Consider the following 26,334-nt stretch of genomic DNA (forward strand, 5'->3'; position numbering starts at 1 on the left):
CGGCCATCATGCCGCCAGCTCGAACATGGCTGCGGTGACACCCACGGTAATCGCGGTGCCCGAGGCCGTCGTACCGGCCGCGGCCACCACGGGGAGAGCGACCAGCGCGACCGGAACCAGCAGCGGCCAGTGGTTCACTCCACCCTCCGGCTGAGGAATGTGCCCGAGACCGGGCTGGTAGGCGATTCCGGGGTAGGCACCTGGGCCCGGCCCCGCGCTCGGCTGCGGAGTGGGCTCCGCGGACTGTCCCTGGGTGGCGGCCGCGGGGCTGGAGGACAGGACCTTGTTGAACTTCTTGTTGCTCGGCTTGCCGTAGATGACGGCCCCCTCGGCAGGGCCGACGACCTGGTCGCCCGAAGCGGGGACTTCGTACGGACCGCCGATGGTCCACCCCAGTACGGCCTTCTCGCCGTTCGCCTTCAGCCGGTCCACGTACCACTGCGCCTCCGGCACCGCCTTGGCTGCCTCGCTCGCCGACTTCACCTCCCAGACGAAATAGGTGTCGGTACGCTTGTCGTGGCCGAGGATGTCGATGTATCCGGGGTTGGGACAGTAGGCAGACGGGTTGGCCCGGCACTTCTTGCTGGCATTGTCGAGCTTCGGGCCCTGGATCACCTCGAAGTCCGTCACACCGAGGGCGGCCGCCTGCTTCTTGATTTCACCGGAGGCCACCGCCTGTGCCTGATTGTGCCTGGTGGTCCGGTCGTTGGGGTGGGCGATTCCGAGCGTCTTCCTGGCTTTCTTGGCGTCCTTGACCATCTGCCGGACGGAGTCCCAGATGTCGTCGATGCCGAAGATGTGGCCGTCGAGTTCGATGAAGCTGGTGGGATTCCCTCCGGTGAACGCGTAGCGATTTCCGGTGAAGGGATCGCTTCCCAGCCCCATGTCGCCCAGGGCACCGTTGTACATGTCCCGCGTGGTGAAGCGGTTCAGCCCCGGGTTGTAATCCCGAAAACCCATGTCGTAGGTGCCGGACTGGGCATCCCAGCGCTTGGCGTTGTAGCGGTAGGGGTTGTACGCCTCCTTGGTCGGATCGGCACTGCTCGGCTTGTCGATGCCGGTGAAATCGGCCTCGTCGTCGCTGCCGTACGCGGTGTAGCCGTACGTGGCCTTGGTCTCACCGGTACTGGTGGTCACAGCCTCCACGTCCGTACGGCCGTTGTAGGTGTAGAAGGCGTCCTCACGGGACCCGTCGGTCCGGTGACTGACCTGCGACAGCCGCTCACCCCACGGGCTGTACTGATACGACTTGGTGACCTGACCGGCTACCTCCTCGTCGAGCACCTCCCCGGAGAGACCGAGGTACGTGTAGTCGGTGCTCTTGCCGCCGACCGTCTTGGAAGCCGTACGGTCCAGCGGGTCGTACGTGTACGTGGTCGACGTCATCGAGCCGGACTCATCCAGCTTCTGGGATTCGGCGACGTGATCAAAACCGTCGTACGCCGTTCGCTCGACCACCTTGCCGCCGGAGGTAACTGACTCCTGGCGCCCGAACGGGTCGTAGTTGTACGAGAATCCGGTTCCCGACACCGAAGAGGACTGCAGTCGATTGCGGTCATACGTGAACGTCGTGAACTTGTTCTTGACCGTCTGGCTGATGACGTTCGAGTTGTCGTCGTGAACGTACGTGTCGCTCGACGCGCCGTTGCCCGTCTTGACGGACCCGGCAAGCCGGTCGACCGGATCATAGGTGTAGGTGGTGGTCGAATCCAGATACGCGGCGTGGTCGTCCGCGTTCATCTTCCTGGAGACGTCCTGCGTCCTGTTGCCGTTGGCGTCGTAGGCGAAGGTGTGCGAGGAGACGAGGGTGCCGTTCGGCTTCTTCTCCGCCGTCGACCTCATGGCTCCGCTGAGGTAGTACGCGTACTCAACGGTGTTCTTGTTGGCCTTGGTCTCCTTCAGCTTCTGCCCGAGGTCGGTGTACGTGTAGCTGCTCACCTTCGGGTTGGCGTCACTCGCGCTGTCGCCGACGGAAACGGTCTCCACCAGTTCGCGCGGGTCGTAGGTGTAAGCGCTGTACTGGTCGGGATGACTCACCGCGAGGATCTGGCCGTTGGCGTCGTAGGTGTACGACGTGGCCTTCTTCTCCTGGCCGGCCAGTGCCTCCGTGATCTTCGCGGCCTGGTTGAGGCCTGTGTAGGAGATCGTGTAGGCGTCGATCTTCGAGCCAGAGGAGGTGTCATCGATCGACGTCAGGTTGCCGTTGACGTCATAGGCGTAGGCGAAGGACCTCTTTTCCGAGTCCGTCTCAGCCGTGGTGTCACGCACGAGCTTCACACCGTCGGCGATGACGACGCCACCGCTGTTCTGCTCCAGCTTGAGCCTGGCGTCGTTGCCCTGTTTGAGGTCGTACGACCCCAAGGACACCCAGACGCTGTCATTCACGTTCTGGTCCTTGATCACGGACGGGTGGATCGTGCTTCCCTGCGAAAGGGTGTACTTCGCGGCCACCGCCGCCCCCGTCACCTTCGGGTACTTCACATACGCGGTGTAGCTGCCGTCCTTGGGGATGTTCAGTATCCACGTGAAGGCGTCGGTTCCTGCGCCGGCCGCGTGCGTGTGGTGGTCATAACCGTGCTGACCCGCCACGTCCCCCTTGAGCCAGGTGCCCGTGGAGGAGGAGTTCTGGGCGTCGGAGTTGTCGACCACGACCTCGGACCTGCCGACCGGGACACCGTCGTCCGACTTCGACTTCAGCTTGCCGTCGGGGTAGTACGACCACGTCATGGTGCGGTTCGAGGAACCGCCGGCGGACGTGAGCGTACGGGCCTTCTGCTGGCCGAGCTCGGTGTAGTCATAACTGGTGGAGATCGACCACGGGTCCGTCGACTGCTTGACCCAGCCGTTGTCGAAGTACTCGTAGACCGTGTCGTTGCGGACGGTCTGGCCCGCCGACGGCGGCAACGAGGTCTTCGTCAGCCGGCCCACCTCGTCGAACGAGTTCTGGGTGTAGACGTTGGGATCGTTGTAGCGGCTGTCTCCTGGGGCATAGGGCAGGAACTGCTTGAAGGGCCGGTTCAGCGCGTCGTACTCGGTGCGCTGAGTGAAGTCGTCCGCCACGGAGGTGGTCTCCGTGCCTCGCGGAGTGATGACCTTGGTCGTGTTGCCGACCTCGTCGTACTCGAATCGCGTGGTGCGGAAGGTCGTGCCCTCATAGGGCACCTTGACCTCCTTCTGCATCCCGCGCTCGTCGTAACTCGTGAACGTCGTGTTGCTTCCCGTGTCGGTCGATTCGATGACCAGGGAGTCCTTGTCGTATTTTCGCGACGAGGACTTGCCCAGGGCATCGGTCACGGTCGTGACCCGATGGTTCAGGTCGTAGGCCGTCCGGTTGGTGTAGTCGGTGGTGTCCGTCGTCGCGTTCTTCTTCGGTGCGAGCGTCTTCACCACGTTTCCAACGTTGTCGTACTCGTAACTGATCTTGTCGCCGGCCGCGTTGACCACCGCGGTGAGCTGGTAGATCTCGTCGTAGTAGTTCGTGGTGACGTGGTCCGTGGCATCCGACGTGGTCAGAGTGCCCTTCGGCTCGGTCGTCGCCTTGAGGTTGCCGACCTTGTCGTACGTGTAGACCGACTTGCGCTCGTCCGAGGTGGCGGTATACCTGGGAGCGGTGGCCGAGATGACCTGGTCCCCGGCGTCGTAGACGGCGGCGGAGACCGCGCCGTTGGGTCCGATCGCCTTGATGACGTTGTCGTTGGCGTCGTACTCAGGTGCCGGCGTGGTGATCATTTCACCGGCCGCCTGATTCTTGGGCGCTGTGTGCGCGAGGGTGCGGCCGAAGGCGTCGTACGTCTGGGTGGTCCTCACTCCCAAGGCATCCGTGACGTCGGTGACCTTCCCCCGCTCGTCGTAGGCGAACAAGGTGGTCTTGCCCAGCGCATCAGTGATGCGCGCCGGGTAGCCCGTCGGACCGAAATCGGAGTTCGTCGTCGGGTTGCCGTTGGCGTCCGCCACCTTGGTGAGCTGACCGTAGGCGTCGTACTCGTACGAGACCGTGTAGTCGCCCACCGTGGCCGTCGCGACGCCCTTGGGATCGGTGACGCCCCTCAGGTTGCCGAAGGAGTCATAGGCGAACTGCCACTTGCGGCCTTCAGGGGAGGTCTTGGTGACCAGGTCCGCCGAGTAGCCGTCCAACCGGTTCTGATAGCCGTACTGGACCGAGTTCGCCGGATACATGCCCGGAGCGCAGTCGGAGGGAGGCGGGACACCTGCCTTGTTGTTCTCGGCGTCGCGCTCCCACAGCGGGTAGCCGGTCTTCGAGTCGTAGCAGTACGCCGTCTTCGCCCCGTTGTCCTCCTCCAGATACGTGACGTTGTTGTCCGCGTCCCAGCTCATCTTGGTGGTCTGGGACTTGGCATTGGTCGTCTGCACGGGGCGACCGAAATCGTCGGCCACATCCGTGGTCACGCGTGACTCCGCGTCGGTCACCTTGGTATCGGTGAACTTCACGTTCGACGCGTTCGCGGCGTACACGAAGCCGGTGTTCCCGCCAAGGCGGTCGGTGATCGTCTTGGTCCACCAGTGGTACTTCGGATCGTCGCCGGCCTGCGGTGCGTAGTAGGCCAGGTTCGTGGCGTTGCCGCGTGGGTCGGCCGCCTTTACCAGCTTGACGTTCTTGTTCCCCTGCGTGGCGTCGTAGGTGAACGAGAAGACCTTGGGCTGGGCGGAGCCGGCACCATCGGTGATCCGGCCGAGCAGCCCCTTGTCGGTGTAGTGGAAGGTGATCGTGCGGCCCGATACGTCCTTCATGGACTTCACGTGGTCGTAGATCTTGGAGTTGTTCAGATTCGAGCCGGTGACCTTCGCACCGGAACCGTCGATGTACTCGTAGGACGCGTCGCCCTTCTTGAAGTAGTCGACGGTGAGCGTCTGCCGGCCGGCCGGGTCCGTGATGTAGGTCAGGAACTTGGTCGGCTTGTTGTTGGACTTGCGCTCCTCGTACGTGAACGTCTGGGTGTTGCCGTTCTTGTCCACCGTCGAGGTCAGGTAGCCGTCGCAGCCGAACAAGAAGCGGGTGCCGTCCGGGCGCGTGAGCGTCCAGGCGTCGGGGACCGGGTCTTTGGTGGGCTTGCAGTCGAGGCCCGCCTTCATGGTGACCTTGTAGTGGACGCCTGCCGGGGCCTTCCACGTGCCGTCCGCCTGCTTGCGGAAGACGTGCGTGGTGCCGTCGCCGTCCGGGAGACGGATCTCCGTCGGATTCGGGTTGGGCTGGAAGTCGAGGGGGGCGCCGAGCCGGATCGGTCCCGCGGCCTGCATCGACCAGCCGTGACCGGCGACCGTGTCGGAGGTGTCCTGCGAGTTGTAGGCGAATCGGGCGAATGTGTTCAGGCCCCGCCCGGGGTTGGTGAAGGCGTTGTACTGCCAGACGCTGTTGCCGGAGGCCAGGTTGTTCATCACCGTGGAGCCGGCACCGGTGTTCTTGCCCGTGTAGCTGTAGAAGTTCTCCAGGCCGAGGCTGTTGGAGGTGGGGTCCTCGACCGCGACGTTCTGCTTCAGCGACGGGATGCCACCGGTGCCGGCGGAGAGCCAGGTGCCGTCGGCGATCTTGCGGACGTCCCAGCCGAGCACGTACTCGTTGCGCTTGTTGCCGGAGTCCGAGTTGATCGGGGTGGCGACCTTCGCCTGGATCGTGGCGGACTTGCCCGGCAGCAGGGCCGGGATCTCGGTCTTGAGCTGGTTGCCGCCGGTCGTCACGTCCGTGCCGTCGGGGAGCTTCCAGGTGTAGGACAGCTCGCGCTCGCCGGCCGCCCACGCCGTGGCAGTGGTGTTGGTGACCGTGAACTCGACCGTGTACTGCGAGTTCGGGGTCATCCGGGCCGGGGTCGTCGGCGCGTAGTACGTGTCCTCGGTGGTCGCGTCGACGTAGATGACCTGCATGTACGGGCGCAGCTGCGGGTCCGGTGCCTCGGCGGACAGGAAGAGGGTGCGCTCCTGCGGACCGGTGCCGGTCTCGTCCTTCAGCTTGACCAGGACGCCCTTGTTGTTGGTGGGGGTCTTGACCCAGGACTGCATGAGTCCGGTGGCGTCCCACCAGTGGCGGCCGACCTCGTCGGTGATCTGCGGGACGGTGTCGGAGACCGTGGCGGAGAAGTCACCGCCCGCCGTGGTCCACGGGGTGGTCGAGTTCGCGTTGTTCCAGGTGGCCTGGGTCTCGGTGAAGTCCCTTGTCAGGGAGTGGAGTTCGTAGATCGCGCCGTTGGTGGTGCTGGTGGTCTCCGCCCCCCACATGTACATCTTGTTCTCCAGCACCGTGGCGGTGGTGGGGATGGACGTCGTGGGGAACTTCAGGACCGCGCGGGTCTTGCCGTACGTGCCGGAGTTGTTGCCGACGCTCAGCCAGCTCTGCGCCTTCCCGGAGACCAGGCCGTCGTGGTTCACGGTCGGCTGCTGGGAGGAGAGCGTGGTGTCGACCTGGCCCGCCTGGATGATCCTCATCGTCCGGCCGGCCTTGGGGATGCCGACGATGCGGGTCGGCGAGCCGAGGAGCTGCCCGTTCTTGGTCTTGACCGCGAGCTGGTAGTAGTACGACTTCCCGATCTCGCTGGAGGAGGAGTCCGGGGTCGGTACCGCCGTGGTGTCCGTGTAGGCGGTGGTGCCCGTCGGGATCGGGGCGATCAGCGTCGCGGCGGACGGGGTGAAGGCCTGCTGCGTGGAGCGGTGCAGCTGGTACTCCACGATGTCCAGGCCGGTGTCACCGCTGCCGTTGGCGTACGCCGCCCAGGAGAGCTCCGGGCCGGTGGAGTGGACCACGGTCGGCGAGTTCAGCGAGGTGCCGACCGCCCCGTAGGTCACGGTCAGGCGCGGGTAGGTGGAGGTCTCGCCGCCGTAGGCGTTGCCGTCGGCCGCCTCGTACCGCGGGCCGCCCGGCGGCGCGGTGCCCGACTCGTCCTTGGCCTTGAGCACGAAGCCGTGGTTGACGGCCGTGCCGGAGACCCACTTCTGGACCGTGTCGGCGACCGGGAAGTCGTGCCACTTGTTGTAGTCCCAGGCGGCCTTGGTGATCTCGGCGGGGTTCACCAGCCTCACCGAGTCGGCCAGCGCGCGGGTCGTGCCCGAGCCCGTGTCACCGAGGGTGATCTTTCCGGCGTTGCCCTTGGCGAAGCTCAGCTCCGTCGCGTCCAGGGTCTTCCAGACGCCACCGGTGCCGGTCTGGTTGACCGTGTAGTTCCTGGTGCCGCCGTTGTGGGTGACCGTGTACGGGGCGGCCGTGGCCGCGTCCGCCGCCGCCGGGTAGTGCGCGTCCACCCGGTAGGTGTCGGTCTCCGGGACCCTCGGCTGCCAGGTGTACGACTCGCCCGTGAGCGCGTTCTTGTTGAAGGCGTAGTCGTCGTTGGTCGCCGCGCCGCCCGTGGTCGTACCCCGCGGCCACTCGCCGACGGCGGCCGTACCGGCGTCACCGTCGTCCAGCTGCACGGTGGTGCCGGACAGTTCGCCCACGAGCGCGCTGGTGTTGGACCAGTTCGCGGGCGTCGCGCCCGCCTCGGTCCACGCACCGGTGGCGCGGTGCGCCTCCAGGGCGACCGCGTTGCCGTTGGTGGTGTGCGACTGGTCGTAGTACAGGCTGAGGCGGGCCGCGTCGACCTTCACTCCCGCCGGAACCTCACTCAGCGGGAACTTGATCAGCGAGCGCGCGATGCCGGTGTCCGTCTTGCCGACCGACAGCTTCCAGGTGTTGTTGAAGTTGGCCGTCGGCTGGTCGGAGAGGACCATCGTGTCCTCGGAGTCCGAGGCGATGGGGGTGATCGTGATCGTCGGGTCGATGACGACCGGGTACTGGCGCTCCTTCGCGGCGAGCCACGCGGCATCCGGCGTGAGGGTCAGCTTCCAGCCCCGGCCGTCGGCGTCCCGGGTCAGCTTCTGGGTGACGGCCGTGCTGTACGTGCCACCGGTGACCGACTGCGGGTCCTTCCTGGCGTCCGTCATGTACGGGGCCGGGATCACCATGACCGGGGTGCCCGGAGCCTCGCCGAAGAAGGCGATCGAGCCGTCCTTGCGCGCCCTCGGCGTCAGACCGCCCTCGGTGTCCAGGGTGAAGGTGAACGACACCGGACCGGCCGGGCGTTCGGCCAGGACGATGTCCTCCTTCACCTGGCCGTTGCCGACCCGGTACGACAGGTCCGCCCCGGCGACGGCGTCCTTGTAGACGACGCGGTCGCCCTTCGCCTCCGGCTTGAGCGGGCCGGCGCCGGACAGCCCGAGCGTGATCGCGCCGCCGGTCTCCGCCTCGAACCGCATGAACCCGCCGGCTTCCGAACCGAACCAGCTCTTGCCGGTGTTGGCCGTGTTGGCGAAGTCGAAGCCCTTGTCCCGGGTGGCACGCACGGTGGTGTCGACCGGCTTCCAGGAGGCGCCGGACCTGTACGAGGTCGGCACCGCCGTCAGCTCGGCCTCGACGCGGCCGTCCGACAGCTGCCAGAAGCGCGCCTGTGAGGTGCGCTTGCCCGTCAGCTCCTTGACCCGCTTCGCCTTCGGAAGCTTCTCGCCCTTGGGCAGCTTCTCCCGGCTGGGTATCTCCAGTGCCCCACCGGCGGGCGGGGGTGCCGGTTCTTCACGGTCACCGTCATCGTCACCGTCGTCCGAGAACCAGCCGGCGATCGTGTCGAAGACACCGGGGCCGTCGTCCGTGGACGACGACGGTGGGGCCGCATAGGCGATCTGCGGCAGGAGTGTGCCCGCCACCGCCGATACGACCAGACAGGAGAGCACTCTCCTGTGTGGGAATTTCACCACGAAACCTCTCGTCATCGGCACACCCGTGCCGCTTGACGCGAAAGGGGCATGCCGAACGAGCCGGAGCGGATACACCCGCCCGGCTTGGAACAGTGCGAGATGACCGCGAGAAGGCGATAGGAAACGAGCCCGCGAATTCGCAGGAGGCTTTCTAGTCACCCTCGTGAAGGCGAGTCAACCCTGGCCGCATAAGGGATAAACACCCGCCTCGAAGAGTCTCTTTTCGACCGAATGCTCCGCTGGTTCGCACCAGGTCGGCGGCGTGATGTAGGGCCGACCGGCGGGAGTTGCCGCCGGTCGGCACGGTGTCCGATTTGACCGCTCGCGTGCGCCGGATCGCGCGGATCGTGTATAACCACTGCGCCGCGCGGCCAAAATGCGGGGTCCTTCGACCCTGAAATCCGAAAAGCAAGGGAAAAGTGAGGGCGTCACCACGCGCGCCCTCACTCCTCGTTTCCTTTTTCCCGAAATGCATGGCCTCCGGCGACCGACCGCTCATACTGATCAACTGCCTGCAAGGGATGGGACATGAGTCCGAGAGGAGCCCGCGCCAGGCGGGCAAGCAGCAAGCGGCGAGCGACGTGGCTCGCGGCGGGGATCGTCCTCCTGGGAGGCACGGGCGTGACCGCCGTCGCCGCCTCGGCGGGTGGCGAGGACACCGGCACCGGTGACGGAACCCGGTCGGCGAAGGCACACGCACTGACCCTGGACGGCAAGGACGCGAAGAAGCGCGCGCTCCCGCGCACCGCGACACAGACGTTCTCGCTCATCGGCGTCTCGTGGGAGGACAGCGGCGACACCTTCGAGGGCACCGCTCAGGTCCGTACCCGAGCCGCCGCCACCGGCGAGTGGAGCGCATGGCGCGACCTCGACTTCGACGTCCGAGCGCCGGAGTCCGCGGAGGGCCGAGAGCCGGACGTGCGGGGCGCCTCGGAGCCGCTGTGGGTCGGCCCGTCGGACGGGGTCGAGGCGCGGGTCGTCGCGGACGGCGAGGAGACCGCGGTGCCCGACGCGCTCCGGCTCGACATGATCGACCCCGGCGAGACCGTCAAGGGCAACCGCAGCGGCGGCAAGGGGAAGGGCAAGGTCACCACCTCCCCCGACGCCACGCAGACCACCCCCACCGCGCCCACGCCGCAGCCCTCCGAACCCACGCCGACCGACGCACCGACGACGGCCACGAGCAGCGCCGCGCCGGGCGGCACGGAAGGCGGCTCCGGCAGCGGCGAGCCATCGCAGCCTCCGACCGAGGAGCCGACGGCTTCGGCCAGTGCGCCCGAGGAGCCGGTTCCGTCCACCACCCCGACCGAGTCCGCCCCGGGCACCGACCCGACGGAAGGGACGACGGGCGAACCCACCGCCGGCGAAACCCCCGCGGACCCGACCTCCAGCGCGGAGCCCACGCAGGAGCCGACCAGCCCCGCTCCCACCACCGAACCGAGCGGCACCACCGAACCCAGCACCACGGCTCCGACCACACCGACCGTGCCGCCCACGCCGACGCCGACGACGCCGCCGACCGCTCCCGCCATCGTCAGCCGCGCCGGCTGGGGCGCGGACGAGTCACTCGTCCAGGACCCGCCCTCGTACCTGAGCAAGCTCTCCGCCGTCTTCGTCCACCACACCGCCGGGACGAACGACTACGCCTGCGCCGACTCCCCCGCCATCATCCGCGCGATCCTCACGTACCACGTGAAGACGAACGGCTGGAACGACATCGGCTACAACTTCTTCGTCGACAAGTGCGGCACGGTCTACGAGGGCCGCGCGGGCGGCGTCGACAGGCCCGTCCTCGGCGCGCACACCTACGGGTTCAACAGCTACTCCGCCGGCATCTCCCTGCTCGGCAACTACGAAACCGCCACGCCGACCGCCGCGGCCAAGCAGGCCATCGCCGACCTCGCCGCCTGGAAGCTCGGTCTGCACGGCGTCGACCCGGAGGCGAAGGTGACGCTCACCGCCGCCGCCGACACCGGCGTGTGGACGAAAGGGCAGGCGGCCACCCTCAACACCGTCTCGGGACACCGCGACGGCTACGCCACCCTCTGCCCCGGCGCGACCCTCTACTCCGCGCTCCCGGCAATCCGCACGGCCGCGGGCGTTTCCCCGTACGCCACCGGAAACTGACAGGCGCGCACACCACGTACGCACCAGCGGCCGCGGGAGCAGAGGTTCACCACCGTGTGCGGCGTGTCACACCCGGGATCGGTGGTATCGCCGTGACACCATCGCGGTGGACGCACACACCGGTGCCCGGAAACGAGAAAACGCCCCCGAGGGGGCGTCTCCACAGTTCAAGCCATACGTCGCTGGTGGGGCGGGTGGGACTCGAACCCATTTCGATGACGCGTCTCACCTGCGGCGATGCAAAAGAGTCGGACAAATCCCTCCGATTCCATCCGGCTGGATCTCCCTCGATCCCGTTCCAGCGGGAACCGTTAGGCGTTCGCCACACCACCTCCCGCGCAGCTACCGACCTTCCACGCGAACACCGCGCCCCTTGCTGGCGCACCCCATTGCCGCATCGCTCCCGCGGCTCATCACAGCGACGCCTGGAGGCGGGAAAGGGTGACCGTGATGCGCAGTCACCCTCTCCTCACGTTGGTGGTCAGCCGAAGGTGTAGCTGCCACTCCAGTTGATCCAGCTGGCGGTGATGTGGCTGACGTGGGCGGTACGTCCTCCGGCGTAGAAGTACATCGTTCCGTCGGTTGAGACGGCCCAGGTGTCGGGGATGTCGTCGCCGTTGACGTCGGGGGTTCCGATGACGAATCTCATGCTGGCCTTCCCCCATCCGGTGGTTCCGTAGATCTCGTCTTCGCCGGTCTTGGAATTGGCGCCGGCGGACAAAGACGTGAGGTCGACGCCGCCACCAGCGGCGGGCTTGCCCTGACGCAGGAGAAGTCCGCGCCCTTCCTGCTCACCGCGGAAGAGCAGGTCGGGTACGCCGTCTCCGCTCCTGTCTGCGACGGAGACGATGTCACGGTCTGCCCAAGGAGCGCTGGTCAGCATCTGGGCGTCGGCGAAGGAGGCGCCGGTGTAGCCGGTGAAGGCCCATAGGGCATCTCCAGCAGTGGCGAACACGTCGGGGAGGCCGTCCCCGGTAACGTCTCCGACGGCAACTATCTGGCTAAGCGAGGAGGGGGCAGGGGCATCAGAGGGGAGAAGGATCTCGCGGCGCTTGGTGACGTTCACCGCACCGTATCCGTCGCCGGGATAGATCCATAGCTTGCCGCCGGTACGCACGACGATGTCTTCCAGCCCGTCACCGCCGTAGAAGTCGCCGTTGTGGGTGATCAGCGCATCCTTGAAATGCGCGGACGGGGGAGCGGTGAAGACCGGTTCCTTGTCGCCGCCGTTGGGATCCCTGGCCGCGTTCAGCTGGTAGGCCCCGGACATGGAGTAGTCAAACTTGCCCGTGCCCTTGGGCGGGGTGCTGTTGTCGGCATGCGCCGGGAACAACCGCAGGTTGTTGCTGGACGGCACGTTGAACAAGTCGGGGAGCCCGTCACCAGTGACATCACCCGGGGAGTCCTTCTTGTCGCGGGGGGTGACGTAGAAGAAGTACTTGGTGGGTTCGGAGACGTGACCGGTTCCGTCAACGGCCCTCACGTACAACACATTGGGCCCTGCTGTAGGTGGCTTGGCGCCCGAAAACGTGCTGATGGTCGTGGTGGGTGCGCCGGCGGTCCGGGAGAGGGAGTAGGGGTAGCTGTTGGCATTGAAGCCGTACTCGAACCGGATGACGTCGGTATCCATGGCCTGGAACTTGAAGCTTCCGGAGGACCCGAACTTGAACTTCGACCAGTTGGAGTCCTCAGGCTCGTTTCCGAAACCGTTCTCGGAGCCGTCGGCGTTGGGGAAGTCGGTGGAGGTGACCCGAGGGGGCCGAGGGGCCGCTTCGTCCCAAATGAACCGGCAGGGAACGGTCGGCCTGTACGCCGACGTGGCACCGGCGGCGTCGACGGCCCGCACGGACCACGAGTAGACGGTGTTGTTCACCAGCCCGCTGGTGGAGAAGGCCGACGTGGTGCGTGTGGCGGCGTCGGTGTCGGCGCCCACGGAGACGGTGCCCGTGGACCTGAGCATGTCGCCGGTGGTGGACCACTTGCCGGTCGGCCACAGGGCGAAGTCGAGGTAGTCAAGGTTCTTGTCGGGGTCCGTCGCCCGCGCGGTGAAGGTGAGGCTGGAGGAGCCGACCCTGACGTACGGCGTGGTGGTGGTGCACTTGAAGTCGGGGCCGAGGTCGATGTTGGTGGGAGCGGTGGGTGCCCGGTTGTAGGTCACTTCCAGATACGGGGCATTGTCACCGTCGGCCTGGAACTTCTTCCACGAGAACTGCGACTTCTCGTCCCTGGCCCGCAGGCCGAAGGTGATCATGCTCTTGCCCGCGTCGGCGGCCTTCTGTGCGACTCCGAGAACATTGAACGTCTCGTACGCGTCACGGCAGCCGCTCTTGTAGCCGTGGGCGAAGCTGCGGGCGGGCGCCGCCAGGTTCGAGTCGGTCAGGGGCGGCGCGTTCTTCCAGTTGGTCTTGCCGTTGATACGACCGGTGGAATGGACGGACATGGAACGCGCCTGGCAAGACCAGGAATACGTCTCGAGCATCCGCAAGGTTGCCTTCTGGATCTTCGCGCCCTTGAGGCTCTTGTCGTACGCGATGTTGAAGAAGGACCGGGACGTGCCCCAGGTGTCGGACTCGTAGCCGACTCGGGCTTCATGTGTGCCGCCTGCGTTGAAGTCCGCACCGTTGAAGAACGTCGCCTTGGGGTGCTTCTTGTAGGCGATGGTCCAGTCTTGCGTGTGCTTCTTGACGGTGGGGTCGATGAAGACGGGATAGACCGTGGTCGGATCGTTGAGGAAGTCCTGATTGGGCGTGAGGAGCCATGTACCGTCACCGAGCTCGGCCTCGACGACCTCGCCATGAGAGTCAGGGGACGGGCCGTTGAGGAGCGGCAGGTTCAGCGTCGCCGCATCCCCGGTCTGTGAGGGGGCCGGCGTCGGTTCCGCCGGTGCCGACGGCAGCGGCGTGTCGGTGACGGTGGGGGCGGCTTCGTCCGTGGCAGTGGGCAGGTCCTCGACGTCAGGGTCGATGTTGTCGTCCGCCGGCGGTTCGGTCGTCGTGCTGGTGCTCGGCTCCGGCGCGCTCGTGGCGTCATCGGGCGTGTTGGACGGGTCAGGGGCAGGGGTGGTGGCCGGCGTTTCGGGGGCTTCGGGCCCGGTCGGCTGCGAGGAGGCGCCGACTTCGCCGTCGGTGACGGCCGGCGTCCCGCTGCTGTCCCACATCAGAGGCGTGGGCGAGAGCGCGACCTCCTGTCCGTCGAGGTCCTCCGCCGTCACGATGCCGGACGAGTCGTCGAGACTGAAGGTAAGCGTGGAAGACGAGAGCCCGTACGAGAGCTGCGCGACGCGCGGGTCAGCTGCGGCCTGGCGGTTCTTCACGACGAGGATCTGCGCGAAGCCGCTGTCCTCCGCGGTCAGCACCAGGTCCGCCCCCGGGAGGATCTCCGGGTACAGAGCACGTGAGCCGTTGATGATCGGCGTGGGGACAGGCCCCGGCCACGTGAGCTGGATCTCGTGGGTCTCGGGGATCTCCTCCGTGCCACCGACGGTGAGGGTGATCAGCGGAGTGCCCGCCTCGCCCTCCATCTTCAGGCTCTTCACGAGCGAAACCCGGTGAACCTGCCCACGCGATGCCCGAGCGGCGCCGGCTCCGGCCGCGCCGCCGGAGAACACGACCCGCGTGTTCGTGGCGGCCGGCGACCAACCCGAATCGGACCGCTTCAGCGTCGTGTCGATTTTCTTCCACTCATCGCCGACCTTGGCCCAGATCGGGGATGCGTAGAGCTTCTTCGTCGTAAGCCCGTCGGGCCGCGCCCAGGTGGTCGAGCGTATGGTCCGCAGCGCGGTGACCTCGACGGGCTTGCCGGTCCTACGGGCCGAGGAGGCGGCCGAGACCTCGTCCACCGTCCGCTTCGCAGGCCCGCCCTTACCCTTCTTGCCTTCGTCCGGAACGGTCGTCGCCTGGTCGCCAGGGCCGGCCTGGAAGCCTGCGTAGGTGATGCCGCCCGCCGCGAGCGCGGCCGCGACCACCACGGCACTCACGCGCCGTTTCGCCGGCCGCTGCCATGTCTGTCTCATCGGGTGAGGACCCTTCTTCCCACGCATTCCGGGCCCTGGCGGCACCGGTTGAAACCACGAAGCCCGCCACCGCGTCAGCGAAGGTGGGAATCCGGATCGGAATCGACACCGCGCGCGTATGGCCGGGCGAGCCGATGATGGCCCATCAACCTCGCTGCGTCACCCCGCCTTCGGCTCACCCAGAGGGCGCCCCGTGCCCTCACTGCGTACACGCGTCGATACGGCACACGATGCATGCAGGCACTTGCTACACATCGACGCAGGCACAGATAACAGGAAAACGACATAAACAGTCGTCGCGAACAGCTACTTCGCACCGCGATACCCCACACATCCCCATGGCCCCCTACGCCCATGAGCGACATGAATGCACGATGCATCCGGAATTAAGGATTCCGATACCATCTAGATGATTACGCACCGTGACAATCCTCACGTCGATTACAACTCCTCTGGCATTCCTTCACGAAGTGCACGCAGAATCTTCCGAATCTGAAGTGCAATCACCTGTGGCGTGCCTCCGGCCCGCTCCAAGTGGTCCGGAGGGACCTCGCCTTGTTCGCTCGTCACCGTCAAGCCCGTCGCCGGGTTCGGCGCACCGTCATACCCGCGCTGGGCGCGGCCCTGCTGGTAGGCCTGTTGCCTGCCCAGTCCCTGGCCATGCCGCCGGACCCCGGGAACGTCGAGACCGGGCGCGAGACCCTTGATGCCGAGCCGCTTGAGCTCGAGGCCATCGAGCCCGAAAAGCCCGTCGAGGGCGAGACGTTCGAGAAGGAACTCGAGTCGCTCAAGGTCGAGGTCACCGCCGACCAGCAGCAGGCGCCGGCCGGCACGACCACACCGCCGGCTCCCGAAACCGAGCCCTTCACCTTCGGGTCTCCGGCTGTCACCCCTGCCGCATACACAGCGACGACTACGGAGACGACAGAGGCGAGCGATCTCACGCAGATCCCCAATCTCCCCATCGTCGCCGGCCAGGCCGAGGGCTACCCCGCCCCGACAGGCACGTGGCAGTTCAGCGTCGTCGATCGCAGCAAAGAGATCACCGAGGACCAAGAGGCCCTCAAGGTCGGCTCGGTCATCGCCGTCCAGGCCCCCGCAGCCGGCTCGGTTCCTCTCACCGTCGGCATCCAGTACTCCGCCTTCGAGAACCTTCAAGGCGCGGACTGGGCATCCCGTCTGACCCTGGCCCAGTTCCCCGAGTGCTACCTCACCACACCGCTCGTACCGGCTTGCCAGGAGTACGAAGAACTGGAAACGGTCAACGACCCTGTCACCAACACCCTCACCGCCACGGTCGACACCGCCGCTGACGGCACGGTGACGCCCACCGCCGCCACGGCAACCGGCCCCACCTCGGGCTTCATACAGGCCGCCTACACCGCGACACCCGCAGCGGCATCCGGCGACAAGACGGTCCTCGGCACCGTCGACTCCGGCATAGGCCCGGGCGGTTCCTTCAGGGCGAGTCCTCTGGCCTCCAGCGGCAAGTGGTCCGCGGGCGGCTCCTCTGGCGCGTTCACGTGGTCCTACCCCATGGTCATGCCGCCGGCCCCGGCCGGCCCTGCCCCCAACGTCACGCTCTCCTACAACTCGCAGACGGTCGACGGCAAGACCGCCGTCTCCTCCGGTCAGGCGTCGTGGGTGGGTGAAGGCTGGGACTACAGCCCGGGCTTCATCGAGCGTCGCTACCGCACCTGCAACGACGACACCCGCACGCTCTCCGCGAAGACCCCCAACAACGCGGCGAAGGCCGACAAGACCAGCGACCTCTGCTGGGTCTCCTACAACGCGGTCATGTCCCTCGGAGGCACCACCACCGAGCTCGTCCGCGACGACTCGGCGAGCACCAACCCCGAGAACGCCACCGAGCGTTACCGTCCCCAGAAGGACGACGGCACCCGCGTCGAGCGCATCACCGGCGGCACGAATGGCGACGACAACGGCGAGCGGTGGAAGGTAACCACTACTGACGGCACCCAATACCACTTCGGGCTAAACGACGTGGGTGGGGGGCACGCCGTCACCAACTCCGTATCCACTGTCCCTGTCTTCGGTAACCACCCTGGCGAGCCCTGCTACCAGACGGCCTTCGCCTCCTCCCGCTGCGGCACCGGCAAGCAGCAGGCGTGGCGCTGGGGCCTGGACAAGGTCGAAGACGTTCACGGCAACGTCATGGTCGTCAACTGGGGCCAGGAGTCCAACTACTACGCCGTCCGTGGCAAGCGCGACGGGGTCAAGCCCGAGCAGTACGAACGCTCCGCCCATCCGATCAGCATCGAGTACGGCATGCGTGCGAACGACCTCACCAAGCCCTCCGCTACCGTCGTCTTCGGCACTGCTGAGCGCTGCACCAAGTCGTCTGCCGACTGCGCCTCCACGAAATTCAAGCCCGGCAACCCCACGTCCTACCGTCCCTGGTGGGACACTCCGGGATCCCTCAACTGCGCTGAAACCTCTAAGCTCTGCCCCGGCTTCCCGTCCTTCTGGACGCAGCTCCGTCTCAGGACCGTCACCACCAACGCCGAACGCCCCGTCCGCCCCGGCCAGACCGAGCTCGGCAAAGTCGATACGTACACGCTCGACCAGCACTTCCCCGAGGATCTGTACGACACCGCTCCCGGCATGTGGCTCAAGTCGATCACCCGTCGCGGTTTCGCCCCGGGTGACACGACCGGGACCGTTCAGTCGAAGGACGGCGTCAGCTTCGCTCCCTACACAGTAGGCAAGCGATCGCCCGCCTCGCTGCAGAAGTACCTCCTCGACAAGCACCTTCCCAACCTCGTCAGGAAGGCGGGCGACACAAAGCGTCCCGGGTTCACCCGCCCCCGCATCGGAACCGTCGCCACCGAAGCCGGCGCCGACATCGAGGTCGAGTACATCGGCGGCTGCCAGTACGAACCGGAGACCGACAAGGGCGAAGCCAACGGCTCCTGCTACCCGGTCCGCTGGTCGCCTGACGGGGAGGAAAAGGCTCCCGCGAAGGCATGGTTCAACAGGTACGTCGTCTACTCGGTCACCGAGACCGACAAGGTCGCCACGATCTTCGGCAAGCCCGTCAGGACCTACTACTCGTACGCGTGGCCGGCCTGGGCCAAGAGCGACGACGAGTTCCTCCGCCCCGGCCTGCGCACCTACAGCGGCTGGCGCGGCTACCGACGAGTCACCGTCACCAAGGGCCCCAAGACCGTTCCTCCCACAAGCAGCCCGAAGCCGGGGGACCCTCCGCACGCGCCCGCGTCACAGTCCCGATCCACGACGCTGTACTTCCAGGGCATAGGCGGAGAGGTCAAGGACTCCGTCGACGGCACCGTTCTCCTCGCCGACGACGCCCCCCAGTACGCCGGCATGACGGCCGAGACTCTCACCTTCCTTAACTCCGACACATCCAAGACCTACTTCGACAACAACACGGCCACCAAGCCGGTCTTCAAGAGCCGTACCCGGACCTTCCCTGACGAGTCCGTGGAAACCGCGTCGCGTGAGCGTCGTGCCGAGAACGACACGGTGCTGTCCCCGCTGCGTGCCTACCGCACAGGCATCAAAAAGACGGACACCATCCAGGCTGACGGCGCGAACTGGAGGGGTGTCCGCTCTACCACCCTCACGCGCGACGGCAACGGGCTGCCCACCAGCGTCGAGACCGCCGTCGTGACCGACAACGGCACGACGGAAACCCTCTCCGAGCAGACCTGCACCAAGACGTCCTACGTCCACAACACCACCGCGTGGCTGATCGGCCTGCCCAGCACGGTCCGAACCACGGCCACCACGTGCGCGAACCACTCCAATGCCAACGTCGCAACCGAGTTGAAGGGCTCGGTCGAGACCCGCTACGACGGCCTCAACCTCGGTACAGAGCCCACCAAGGGCCTTGTGACGAGCGTGGCCGCGATCGACGGCACCGGCAGCACCCACTCCGTCACCACCAGCACCACCTACGACCCGCTCGGCCGTCCGCGTACCGTGACCCAGCCGGCGACGGGCAAGACGGAGACCCAGTACACGCCGGGCGACACCGGAGGACCGGTCACCTCGGTCAAGACGATCAACACCAAGAGCCATGCCACCACGACGACCTTCGACCCGGGTCGCTCTCTGCCGCTGACGGTCACCGACCCCAACGGTCGCGTCACCCGCATGCAGTACGACGCTCTCGGCCGCCTCACAAAGGGCTGGACCCCTTCCCGGTCTTCCGGGACCCAGACCCCTGACGTCGACATCAGCTACCAGAGCGCAAACGTCGCCTCCAACGGAATGACCAGCCCTACGGCGGTCACCGTCAAGACCCTCAAGGACGACGGCGGCTACGCACGCCAGGTCACGCTCTACGACGGCCTGATGCGGCAGGTCCAGACGCAAGCCGAGGCCCACGGCCCCGGCCGCATCATCACCGACACGCTGTACAACGACCACGGTCTCGTCGCTGAACAGACCAGCGGCTACCTCGTCAAGGGCGAACCGGCAACCGACCTGTTCAAGGTCCAGTCCGCCACCCTCGTCAAGAGGCGGGTCAAGACCGTCTATGACGGCATGGAACGCCCCGTCAGGGAGATCCCGTACAACGGGAAGCCCCGCGCCGCCGCCTGGACCACCACCACATACGGCGACACCACCACCACCGTCGACCCGGCCGGCTCCAGCGTTCCCACGACTACCACGGTCACGGACGCCCTGGGCCGCGTCACCGAACTCAGGCACCACGTCGCATCCGGCAAGTACCGCTCGACCAAGTACAGCTACGACAAGCGCGGCAACCGCGATGTCGTCACCGACCCGGCCGGCAACTCGTGGACGTACACCTATGACGTCCGCGGCCGAGTGACCTCGGCCAAGGATCCCGACACCGGCATCACGCAGACCCAGTACGACGCCGCCGACCGCCCCACCATCGTCACCGACGCGACTGGCCAGACCACGTACACCACCTACGACACGCTCAGCCGCGTCACAACGGTCCACGAGGGCTCCAAGCTGCAGGACCCGGTCAAGGTGTACACCTACGACGTGGCCGGCGCACTCGGTCTGCCCTCGGAGTCCAAGCGTCACACCAGCACCGGCGACTACGTCACCAAGGTCACGGGCTACGACACCGAGTACCGCCCCACGGGCCGCCAGGTGATCATCCCGTCCAACGCCATGACAACGGGCCTGTCCGGCACGTACACCTACGGCTACTCGTACACCCTCACCGGCAAGCCACTCTCCGTCACGCTGCCTGCCAAGGGCGGTCTGCCGACCGAGAAGGTCATCACCCGCTACAACGAAGACGGTCTGCCCGAGTCCACATCAGGCCACGCCTGGTACACCTCCGACGTCACCTACTCCCCGTACGGCGAAGTCCTCCGCTCGGTCTCCAGCGCACAGCCCTACCGCGTCTGGACGACCAACTTCATCGACGAGCACACCGGTCGCCTCATGCGCACGGTGACCGACCGCGAGAAGGCCGGCCCCCACCGCATCTCCGACACCGGCTACGCCTACGACAACGCAGGCATGATCACCGCCAGCGCACGCCAGGACGCCGTCTCGACCACGAGCACGACCTGGGACAACCAGTGCTTCACCTATGACGTCATGGGGCAGCTGGTCAACGCCTGGACCTCGAACATCAAGCCCAACGGAGCAGGCATCGGCTGCAAGGCCGCCACAGGAAGCACCTGGGGCTACAACAGCTCCGGCGCCCCCTCCAGCGGCCCCGTGGTCGACGCCACCTACGCCGCGAACACCACGCCAGCTGACCTGGCCGAGGCCTCCCCCTACGCAGGAACGGTTGCCACCAGCGGCGTCACCGGCAGCGCCGCCTACCGCCAGTCCTTCACCTACGACTGGATCGGTAACCGGGCCACGAAGGTCGAGCACGACCCGGCGGGCGTCGCAGCAGACAACATCAGCTACACCTACAAGTACAGCGCCACCCAGCCCCACACGCTGACCGGCGTAACCTCCCCCACACCGCTCGAGACCACCTACTACACCTACAACGCCACGGGCACGACCAAGTGGCGCAACCCCCCGCAGAGCGCCCCGAATCACGACCTCGAGTGGACGCCTGAGCAGAAGCTCGCTTCGATCACCGCCGGCACCAACAAGACCAGCTACGTCTACGACGCCGACGGCAACCGCCTCCTCGAAGACTCACCCAGCGGTAGCACGCTCTACCTCGGCGAAACCGAGCTCACCACCGACTCCGTCGGCCTCATCACCCGCGCCTCCCGCGCCTACAGCCATCCCGGTGCCCCCACAGTGGTCCGCACCACGACGAACCAGTCCAGCACGGGCCACAAGTACAACGTCCTCCTGACGGACCACCTGGGCACCGCTCACACAACCGTCGAAGCCGGCGGAACCCAGCCCGTCACCCGCCGCTCCTTCAAGCCCTACGGCGAAGCCCGCGGCACCAAGCCGACCAGCTGGCCCAACAAGCGCAGCTACCTCGGCGTCGGAATCGACGACAGCGCCACCCTCCTCACCCACATCGGCGCCCGCGAATACGACCAGCACATCGGCCGCTTCATCTCCGCCGACCCCCTCATCGACGTGACCGACCCGCTCCAAATGAACGGGTACAACTACGCCAACAACAGCCCGGTGTCCATGAGCGACCCTTCGGGTCTCTCACCCTGCGCGGACCGCGGAACCAGCTGCTCTATCGGCTCCGATGGAAAGTGGGATGAGAGGACGACGGGCGACTTCAAAAAGTTCAACACACCAGTCGATGCAAGCGACCCGGTCTATGTCTTCAACCTAGAAGCCGCAGCCGCGTCGGATCTCATCGAATCGGCAGCATCGACCTACTACTCGGGAGCTAAGCTCCAGGCCTTCAAGAAGGCTTACGGGGACAATCTCGACAAGCAAAGAAGCCCCCGAGGGATAACTTCGAACGACATTCTTTCCGCAGCCTCCAACACGTGCGCCGGACCGGACGCATTTGATTGCGGGGAGGAAATGGAACATCTTCTCAAGCTCGTAGAGCTCGAGAAAGGTGCCCAGGCGGGCGCGTTCGAAGGCGGCGGCAGGCCTTCAGGAATTGGAATATCGAGGCACTTCACCAAGCAGATCAAGAAGCTGACACCGACGCCCCCTTGCAATAGCTTCACGCCAGGGACGATGGTCCTCATGGCCGACGGTTCCACGAAGCCGATCGAAGAGGTGAAGGTCGGCGAACTGGTCCTTGCCGGAGACACTCGGGACGGATCCATCCACGCCAAGCCGGTCACCGCCGAGATCAAGGGCGAGGGTCACAAGGAACTCGTGGAGATCAGGCTCGGAACACCGAACGGGATCGCATCGCTGACCGCGACTGCCCACCACCCGTTCTGGCTTCCTGGGCTTGACCGCTGGGCGGACGCCACACACCTGCGAACGGGCCAATGGCTGCAGGATCAGAAGGGAAACCGGGTCCGGGTACTGGGCCTTCGGCGCCACACTGCGATCAGCGCCGAGGTTTACAACCTCACGGTCGACGACCTGCACACGTACTATGTACTGGCGGGCGCTACGCCGGTTCTCGTTCACAACAGCAACTGTGACCTCCCGGAGGGGTATACCTCTTCCCCCGCGCTCAAGGGTGACCCCTACCATCCGGATACGGTGGCTGAGCGCAGTCGGCAGAGTCGAGAACTTTACGCCGGGACCGTGGCTGATCGGGCAGGTGCGCTCGGGTATAGAACAAGGATTCCCGCACAGAAGGCACCGTTCAATTCGCACGGTCAGGTGGTCTTCTCTAACGGAAAGAACTACATCACGCCTGATGTCGACGGGCATAACGTGTCGGATGGCTGGAAGATGTTCAATCGCAAGGGACAACGGATCGGAACCTATGACCCAGATCTCAACTACCTCAAGGAATGACGACTTCGTGATCGAGGTGATCGATTGTCCGACCTCAGAGGGTACGAGTTCGCTACCCCTTGAGGCGGTCGGCAGGATCAGGGTCGGCGAGTTCACGGAGACGTTCCTGATGGACCTGAGTTTCTGGACGGTGGATGACTATCGCCGAAGCTGGGATGGTGCGCTGAGGAAGCTAGAAGAGGCCGATAATTCAACCTCCTGCCTCATCGCCTCAATCACCGATCCGGCGGCCAGTAACTTCATCTCCTGTTGGCCGATGTATCGGGACGGGGAAGAGGTCTACGTGCAGAACTCGATCATCTTCCTGGACGAACTCAGCGAGCAGTTCAACCCGCAGGAGCCGTGGCGGTACGTAGAGGCTCGATCGTCGGTCGACGAGGATGGAAACCGCATCTCTGAGTGGTCGACGAGCACCTCTCAGGTGCGGCGGTTCCGTGAGTCTGCCTGGGGGCGATAGAGCCCTCACGCAGGTGCAAATGTGAAGCCCCGTCAGATACGTCCTGGCGGGGCTTCAGCACGGTCTGACGGCAGTAGTTGACGGCAACGTCAGCGGACGGGGGCTGCGCAGAGCGGTGGGTCGTCACCGCAGTCGGGCTGGCCTGCGCTCTCGGCTGGGTTGCGGAGGGCGTGGCCGAGGATGTCGATAGCGTCGCGTTGGAGGCGGAGTCGGACGTGGGCGTAGACGGTGGCGGTGACGCTGATGTGGGCGTGGCCGAGGAGTTCCTTGATCACGACGAGTTCGACGCCCTGTTCCAGGAGCAGCGTGGCAGCGGAGTGCCGCAGGTCGTGGAAGCGGATGCGGCGGAGGCCGGCCTTGCGAAGGAGCGTGATGAAGGCGCGGGTGAGGTTGGTCGGGTCGATCGGTCGGCCCTGCGCGGTGGTGAACACGTGCCCGTCGTGCTGCCATGCGGTGCCTGCGGCCTCGCCCTGGTGCTTCTGCTGCTGGTGGTGGAGCTTCAGCAACTGGACGCAGCGTGGGCAGGGCAATGCGGCGCTCGGAGGCCCGTGTCTTGGTGGGCAGCGTGGTGAGCCCACCCGCGCTTGTGCGCTGGAGGGTTCGGCGGACGGCGGCGGTGCCCGCATCAAGGTCGAGGTCTTCCCAGCGCAGGCCGAGGAGTTCGCCCTTGCGGAGTCCGATGTGGAGCGCCAGTTCGAACAGCGCGTGCAACCGGTGTTCGCGCGTGGCCGCGAGGGACTGGCGGGCTTCGTTGGCGGTGAGGGGTTCGAAGCGTCGGGGCCGCGGGGTGCTGGTGCGGACGTTGCGCGGGATCTCCTCTTCGCGGACGGCGTGTTCCAGGGCGGACTTGAGCACGGAGTGGATGTAGGTGAGCGTCAGCGGGGAGAGCAGCTTGTGGCAGCACTGGCTGGCGGCGCAGCAGCGGGGCTGATCACGCCGGGCGTCGAGGCCGCGCGTGCAGCACTGGCAGGTGGTGCGGAGCTGGTTGAGCCAGGTGCGGACGTCCTTGGCGGTGAGCTTCGTGAGCTTCTTCTTGCCGAGGCCGGGGATGAGATACCGGTGGACGCAGGTGGTGTAGCGGGTGTGGGTGTTCTCGCGGAGGTGGTGGACGGCGACGTTCTCCAGCCAGTACGTCAGGTACGCGGCCACGCTGCCCTGCGCGGAGGGGACGGGGAGGCCGCGGTTGCTGGCGGCGATCTTCTCGGTGAGCTTGGCCAGGGCGTCCTTGCGATTCAAGTGCATCCCTCCTCATTCCTTTCTGTGGGGTCGGGACGCGGGTAGTGTGGGCCGGTTTCCCGGCTTGGAAGGGCCGGACATTGCTGGTAGAGGGCGTGGAAAGCAGGGGTGACCAGGCGTGGTGACGAGACGGCGCGGGCGCAGGCCGGCGGGCAGCGGGGTACCGCTGACGTTCGAGGTCATCGCCGAGACCCTGCGCGAGCGCATCCGCTCCGGCGGGCTGCGGCCCGGGGATGCGTTGCCGACGCAGGCCGTGTTGATGCGGGAGTTCGGGGCGGCGAGCCTGACCGTGCAGAGGGCCATGGCCCTGCTGAAGCAGGAGGGGTGGGCGGTCTCCCGGCCCGGCAAGGGCGCCTTCGTCGCCCACCACGACCACGCCGTCGGCGACGCTGATGACCTCGACGGCCCCGCGGCGACCACGCCCGCCACCGGGACGGTGGCCCGCGTCGAGGCGCTGGAACGTGCGCTGGCCGAGGCTGCTCAGCAGATCGCCGACCTTCATGGCCGCATCGAGGCCCTGGAGTCAGGCAGCGGTGAGCGGGGCCGCTGACCCACCGCGCCGGGACGCCGGTCAGGGCGGTGCGTTCAGATTTTCTCTACGAGATTCAAGGCGGGCCCCGCCCGCTGGGGCTGGCTGCCTTCGCCGACAAACCCGCCGTTTACTCGGAAGTCTGCGGCGCAGCAGGCGGCGAGTCGCCCTCGGCAACCGGAGCATTACCCAGGGATGCGGGAGCGGCAACCAGCCAGCTCGTCGGGGTGACCGGGGCAGGCTCCTGGCGGAGCAAGCTATCGCCTACGACCGTCCTACGGCTGGATCGCAGGCACAGGGTCAGCCAGGGGTCGACCCTCACGTCTGTCGCCGGGCTCACCGAGGGCGGTGGCCGGCGTCGCCTCTGGCGGGGAGCGAAGTTCCCAGCGCCAGCCTGGACCCCTCTCGGCCGGCTTCCTCACCGCCAGAGAGTCCGGCGTTGCGAGTCCCGCTATACACGGGGCCGAGAGATCGCCTCCGGGCCGCCGCGAGGCCACCGGCCTTCCTGATCAAGCAGGGCGCTTGACGGCAGTAGGGACGGCGACGGCCACGAACAACCCCGGCCGAACCCGTACATCAGCGGACTGTTGAATACCGCTTGACCTGCGAAAACGCAGGTAGAGAGGGGTCGCGTAGCCCACGTACTATGTACTGGCGGGCGCCACGCCGGTCCTCGTTCACAACAGCAGCTGCCCCCTTGCCCGGCATGAAGCTGCGGGTGGTCACGCGATCGCGCGCTACGTAGGCAAGACTGACGCTGAACTGGCAGCCCGCAACATCCGCCACTCCTCGACCTTTACCGATTTGGCAGCAGCGGAGAGGGCTACGGGTGGAAACCTTGCCGCCAATCAAGGGGATATCTCTCAATGGCTTTCGGGAAGTGGAAGGCGTCTGGTGATTAACGGGCCGATGAATGCCGCGGATGGAGGGTGTACGAGCGTGCCACGCAGAGCGTTCTCTCGCCTTCGGGGGTGACCACCGTCCTGCAACGGAATCCTTCGATGCCGAACGGGTACCACATTGTCACTTCCTACCCGAGCCCGTGATAGAAGTGGAAAAACTTCAATACCTCGCACAGGCATATTTCCATCAGGATTACGACCTGGAGACAGAGGATCCTATCCAAATCTTGACTGAGTTCCGAGACAGTGAACCTCCCGAGTTGGTCGAGGAACTGAGAATTGCCATTGAAAGGGTGCTGAGTTCTGGTCCGCGCGAAGAGGAGCTAGCAGCGCTTTGGCTAGATAGGGCTGAAGCGTGCTACGACCCGCGCCAGGACGGGATGGAGATGTCCGTCTGGTTCCGTCGAATGATCGACGCACTTCTGTAGCACAGGCAAACTGATAGGCCCCTCCGAAGGTTCCGGAGGGGCCTATCGGCGGCATGAGG

At 66.2% G+C, this 26,334-nt stretch carries 8 protein-coding genes and 1 pseudogene; 6 read left to right on the forward strand and 3 right to left on the reverse strand.

What is annotated here, in order from left to right:
• Window positions 1-6 precede the first annotated feature (6 nt).
• Window positions 7-8,745 (reverse strand): DNRLRE domain-containing protein, encoded by an 8,739-nt coding sequence (locus tag AB0G79_RS09835; protein WP_360802955.1) that lies wholly within the window; start codon window positions 8,743-8,745, stop codon window positions 7-9.
• A gap of 513 nt (window positions 8,746-9,258) precedes the next feature.
• Here AB0G79_RS09835 and AB0G79_RS09840 point away from each other — a divergent pair.
• Window positions 9,259-10,857: an N-acetylmuramoyl-L-alanine amidase gene (locus tag AB0G79_RS09840; RefSeq protein ID WP_360802958.1), complete on the forward strand. Its 1,599-nt coding sequence runs from the start codon at window positions 9,259-9,261 to the stop codon at window positions 10,855-10,857.
• Between the two features lie 481 nt (window positions 10,858-11,338).
• On the opposite strand, the gene AB0G79_RS09845 is transcribed toward AB0G79_RS09840, so the two are convergent.
• Window positions 11,339-14,833, reverse strand: a complete 3,495-nt coding sequence (locus tag AB0G79_RS09845; RefSeq protein ID WP_360802961.1) for a DNRLRE domain-containing protein — start codon at window positions 14,831-14,833, stop codon at window positions 11,339-11,341.
• Between the two features lie 591 nt (window positions 14,834-15,424).
• On the opposite strand from AB0G79_RS09845, the gene AB0G79_RS09850 reads away from it, so the two are divergent.
• Together AB0G79_RS09850 and AB0G79_RS09855 are read left to right on the forward strand one after the other, a co-directional pair.
• Window positions 15,425-22,723, forward strand: a complete 7,299-nt coding sequence (locus tag AB0G79_RS09850) for a polymorphic toxin-type HINT domain-containing protein (protein ID WP_360802964.1) — start codon at window positions 15,425-15,427, stop codon at window positions 22,721-22,723.
• 7 nt (window positions 22,724-22,730) lie between these two features.
• The gene (locus tag AB0G79_RS09855) at window positions 22,731-23,180 is read left to right on the forward strand and encodes a hypothetical protein (RefSeq protein WP_360802967.1); all 450 of its coding nucleotides are present in this window, start codon (window positions 22,731-22,733) and stop codon (window positions 23,178-23,180) included.
• 89 nt (window positions 23,181-23,269) lie between these two features.
• Here the strand turns inward: AB0G79_RS09855 and AB0G79_RS09860 are convergent.
• Window positions 23,270-24,410: pseudogene (locus tag AB0G79_RS09860) on the reverse strand (site-specific integrase); the annotation flags it as partial.
• 124 nt (window positions 24,411-24,534) lie between these two features.
• Here AB0G79_RS09860 and AB0G79_RS09865 point away from each other — a divergent pair.
• The 3 genes from AB0G79_RS09865 to AB0G79_RS09875 all read left to right on the forward strand — a co-directional run bounded on the left by AB0G79_RS09865 (window position 24,535) and on the right by AB0G79_RS09875 (window position 26,275).
• Window positions 24,535-24,966: a winged helix-turn-helix domain-containing protein gene (locus tag AB0G79_RS09865; RefSeq protein ID WP_360802970.1), complete on the forward strand. Its 432-nt coding sequence runs from the start codon at window positions 24,535-24,537 to the stop codon at window positions 24,964-24,966.
• A 756-nt stretch (window positions 24,967-25,722) separates the two neighbouring features.
• On the forward strand, window positions 25,723-25,920 hold the full coding sequence (locus AB0G79_RS09870) for an RNase A-like domain-containing protein (protein WP_360803101.1): 198 nt from the start codon (window positions 25,723-25,725) through the stop codon (window positions 25,918-25,920).
• The gene (locus AB0G79_RS09875) at window positions 25,868-26,275 is read left to right on the forward strand and encodes a contact-dependent growth inhibition system immunity protein (protein ID WP_360802973.1); all 408 of its coding nucleotides are present in this window, start codon (window positions 25,868-25,870) and stop codon (window positions 26,273-26,275) included. The genes AB0G79_RS09870 and AB0G79_RS09875 overlap by 53 nt, the downstream gene beginning before the upstream one ends.
• Window positions 26,276-26,334 lie beyond the last annotated feature (59 nt).

Origin of the sequence: Streptomyces sp. NPDC020807, from assembly GCF_040641575.1 — a bacterium.
Classification (GTDB): domain Bacteria; phylum Actinomycetota; class Actinomycetes; order Streptomycetales; family Streptomycetaceae; genus Streptomyces.

Bases quoted from the DNA above. Each gene is read 5' to 3' on its own strand.
- AB0G79_RS09835 (WP_360802955.1), bottom strand. From the start codon at position 8,745: ATGACGAGAGGTTTCGTGGTGAAATTCCCACACAGGAGAGTGCTCTCC.
- AB0G79_RS09840 (WP_360802958.1), top strand. From the start codon at position 9,259: ATGAGTCCGAGAGGAGCCCGCGCCAGGCGGGCAAGCAGCAAGCGGCGA.
- AB0G79_RS09875 (WP_360802973.1), top strand. From the start codon at position 25,868: ATGGAGGGTGTACGAGCGTGCCACGCAGAGCGTTCTCTCGCCTTCGGG.